Source organism: Nocardia carnea (genome assembly GCF_029869215.1).
Classification (GTDB): domain Bacteria; phylum Actinomycetota; class Actinomycetes; order Mycobacteriales; family Mycobacteriaceae; genus Nocardia; species Nocardia carnea_B.
Window position 1 is genome coordinate 1 of record NZ_JARWPM010000251.1, and the last position, 3,568, is coordinate 3,568.

A 3,568-nucleotide genomic window follows, 5' to 3' on the forward strand; every position below is an offset into this window, starting at 1 on the left:
CCCCCCCCGGCCCGGGGGTTCCCCCCGGGGGGGCCTTATCCGGGCCCCCCCCCCCCCGCCGGTTACCCCCCCCCCCCCCCCTACCCCCCCCCCCCCACCCCTACCGCGGCCGGGGGGCGCCCACCACCGGGCCGCCCCCGGGGCTCTTCCGCCGGGAAGCAGCTCCCCGCACCCGGCGGACGTCCTCGTCGGGCACAGGCCGGCCACACAACGCCCGCCGCAGCACGGGGGCAAACCTGCTCAGCGCCGGGTCGAACCTGCTGTTTCGGCTTCCCGCCGGTCGTCCCCACGGGGCTTCCGGCTGTCACCCGTCTCCGCCGGTTGCGAACGGTCGAGCCGATACAACGCCGCGGCGGCGACCGCTCCGATGAGACCGAGCCCGGCCCATACCGCCCATTCCGCATCAGCGGCCCGCGCGGCCCCGAGGACCGCACCGGTGGCGAGGTTGCCGGCCAGGATGCCGATACCCACGATCGTGTTGTAGAAGCCGTAGTGGGTGGCCACCAGTTTTCCGTCCGCCAGGGTGACGACGGTGTCCATTTCGAACGGGAACACCGCGGCCGTTCCCACCGCGAGCACCGCCGTGGACAGGAGCAACGCGACGATCGCCGCGACGGTACCGAACCGCCCGGGGCCGGGCACCGCGAGCAACGGCAGGAACGCCGCGGCCAGGATCGCCATACCCACCGCGAGGCTGCGCCCGGTTCCCCAGCGCGCCGCGAACCACCCGGTGATCCGTAACTGCCCGGCCACCGCAACGACGCCGGAGACCACGAACAGCCCCGAGACCAGCACCTGTGATCGCGGGCCGGCCAGGTACTCGGCCTGGAGCGGCAGGGCCAGATACACCTGGAACGACAGCACATACGAGCCGATCATCGTCAGCGAGAACAACAGGAAGCGGCGGTTCGCCGCCACCGCGCGCCAGTCCTGCAGTACCGATGCCCGCTCGGCGGGCTGCTGCTCGCGCCGGGCGGGAAGGGCGGCCAGCTGGGCGACCGTCAGCACCGCGAAGACGACGGCCGCGGCGGCTGCGGTCACCCGGAAATCGAGGAACATCAACACCAGGCCCACCAGCGGCCCCGCCAGGATCCCGGCCTGATAGAAGATGTTGAACACCGCGAACGCTTCCACCCGGCGGTCACCGGTATCGGCCGCCAGGTAGGCGCGCACGGCCGGGTTGAACAGTGCGCCGGCGAAACCTGTTGCGGCGGAGGCGATGAGCAGCGCGGGCAGCGAGGTGGCGAACACCAGGAGAGCGAATCCGCCGGTACGCAGCAGACAGCCCGCGACGATCAAGGGTTTGTAGCCGAGCCGGTCGGCCAGGGTGCCGCCGACGAGGAACATGCCCTGCTGCGAGAAATTCCGTATCCCGAGTACGAGGCCGACCGCCCAGGCCGCCAGGCCCAGCGGTCCGGCGAGGTAACCGGCCAGATACGGCATCAGCATGTAGAAGCCGAGGTTGATGCCGAATTGGTTGATCATCAGCAGTCGCGCGGCGAGGTCGAAGCTGCGGAAACTCCTCAGTACGGTCACGATGCGGCTCCTGCTGCCCGGCCGCTCGTGTGCGGGTCGACGACGGTGGTGCAGCGGGTCCACGAACGCACCACCCGCTGCCCCGGATGAGCGATGACGTCCGGTTCGATCGGCGGATCGGTATCGAGCAGACCGCGCTCACGGCAGTAGTCGTCGTTGTAGATGGTGTCGAAGTAGCGTTGCGGCCCGTCCGGGAACACCGCCGCGATCCGGGTACCGGCCGGGCGGGTACGCGCGGCCCATCCCGCCACCAACGCCACGGCACCCACGCTCCAGCCACCGGTCGCGTAGTGCGTGCCGGCCAGCGCCCGGCAGGCCCACACGGCTTCGGCCGGTGCCACCCAGTGCACTTCGCGGAAGGCCGAATAGTCGACGTTGCGCGGGAAGATACTGGAACCGAGCCCACGCATGATTCGCGGACCGGCAGGCTGACCGAAGATCGTGGAGGCGATCGTATCCACGCCGATCAGCTCCAGGTCTGGATGGAATCGCCGCAGCACCCGCGACACACCCGCGGAATGGCCGCCGGTGCCGACCGCGCATACCAGCACATCGACCCCGCCCAACTGCTGGATCAGCTCCAGCCCGAGAGATTCGTATCCGGCGATGTTGTCGGGGTTGCTGTACTGGTCCGGGGACCATGCCCCGGGTTCGGCCGCCATGAGTTCGGCGACGCGGTCGCGGCGGGCTTGTTGCCAGCCGCCGCTGGGATGCGGTTCGGGCACCAGTTCGACGCGCGCACCGTAGGAGGCGAGCAGGCGATCCACTATCGGTTCCAGCCCCGGATCGGTGACCACGGTGACCGGATGGTGATACACCGCGCCGGCCAGCGCTAGACCGAGCCCGAGAGTGCCACTGGTGGATTCGATGATGCGGGCCCCGGGCGCCAGGTCCCCGCGTTGTTTCGCCCGCTGGATCATGTGCAGGGCGGGCCGGTCCTTCATCCCGCCGGGGTTGAAACCTTCCAGCTTCGCCCAGAATCCGCGGCCGGCGGGCGCCAGCGGCTCTCCCACCCACAGCACGGGGGTATTGCCGACCAGCGAACTCGATTCCCGTGCCGGAGCAGGCGGGGTGAGCACAGTCGCAGCAGGTTCGGCAGGTTTGCCGAACACGACATCGTTCATGATTGTCGCTTTCTGTATCCGGACCGCCACGCCGGGCGGTCGAGACGGTGAGCAGGCAGCGAACACCGGCCGGCGATGGATTCGTCCGGCCTGGCGCTGACCGATCAGCGTCGGGAGATACAGAAATTCGTGAGAATGGCCTGCCCGTTCAACACGGGTAAGCCGCCCGGCGGCCCCCGGATTCCGCGCGCGCCGGCGACGACCGGGGTGACCGCGGCGACCGTGATCACTCCGAGCAGCACCATCCACAGCAACTGCTGAACGGTCACGCCTCCGGAAGGCAGCACCGATTTCTCGACGCAGTGGATCATGTGCTGGTCACAGTGATCGAAGTGGCCGCTTATATCGTGCAGGTGACCGGTGTGAGCAGTTCCGACGGCCGGCGCGGCGGCCGGGTGGGTGTGCTCGTCCGCCGGGTGCAGGGTGCAGTCGAGGATCGGCGCGATGATGAGCACCGCCAGCACCAGCGCCACCGGTATGCGTCGCAGACGCGCGGAGAAGTTCACCTTCCGCCACTCATATCCGGGAAACGGCGAGCCCGTGCCGATCGCCGGGCCGCCGGAGACGGTGCGCCGCGGCGTCGAACACGATCCACGCGTCCGCGTCGTGTTTCGCTCTGCACGGGTATCCCGGTCACCGCACCATCTCCTTTCCTTCGCTCAATTGTTCCGGCGGAGAGGCCGTATCAGCGGAGTGAACCGTAACGGTCGCGAACCAACCTACTCGCCGGACCCATCCTCGCGCGGGCTCGAACCCCGGCAGTGGGAATGGTGCGGCCGGGTACGGGGGGGGGCGGGGGGGGAAACCGCCGTGGGTTACCGGGCCACCCTAAGGGGGTTCCACGCCCGGGTTGGAGCAGGTAAACGCCGCCGCCGGTGTGACGCATTTCATGGTCGACGGGCCCGCAC

3 protein-coding genes are annotated in these 3,568 nt (G+C 69.6%); all 3 read right to left on the reverse strand.

Features of this window, described 5'->3' with window-relative positions; all coding sequences use genetic code 11:
• Positions 1-240 precede the first annotated feature (240 nt).
• Positions 241-1,536 carry an MFS transporter gene (locus tag QH276_RS17595; protein ID WP_432278693.1) on the reverse strand — a complete coding sequence of 432 codons (1,296 nt, stop codon included), beginning with the start codon at positions 1,534-1,536 and terminating at the stop codon, positions 241-243.
• A complete protein-coding gene (locus tag QH276_RS17600; protein WP_280400819.1) occupies positions 1,533-2,660 on the reverse strand; it encodes a PLP-dependent cysteine synthase family protein in 1,128 nt (375 codons plus the stop codon). The genes QH276_RS17595 and QH276_RS17600 overlap by 4 nt, the downstream gene beginning before the upstream one ends.
• A 104-nt stretch (positions 2,661-2,764) precedes the next feature.
• Positions 2,765-3,166 carry a hypothetical protein gene (locus QH276_RS17605; protein ID WP_280400820.1) on the reverse strand — a complete coding sequence of 134 codons (402 nt, stop codon included), beginning with the start codon at positions 3,164-3,166 and terminating at the stop codon, positions 2,765-2,767.
• Positions 3,167-3,568 lie beyond the last annotated feature (402 nt).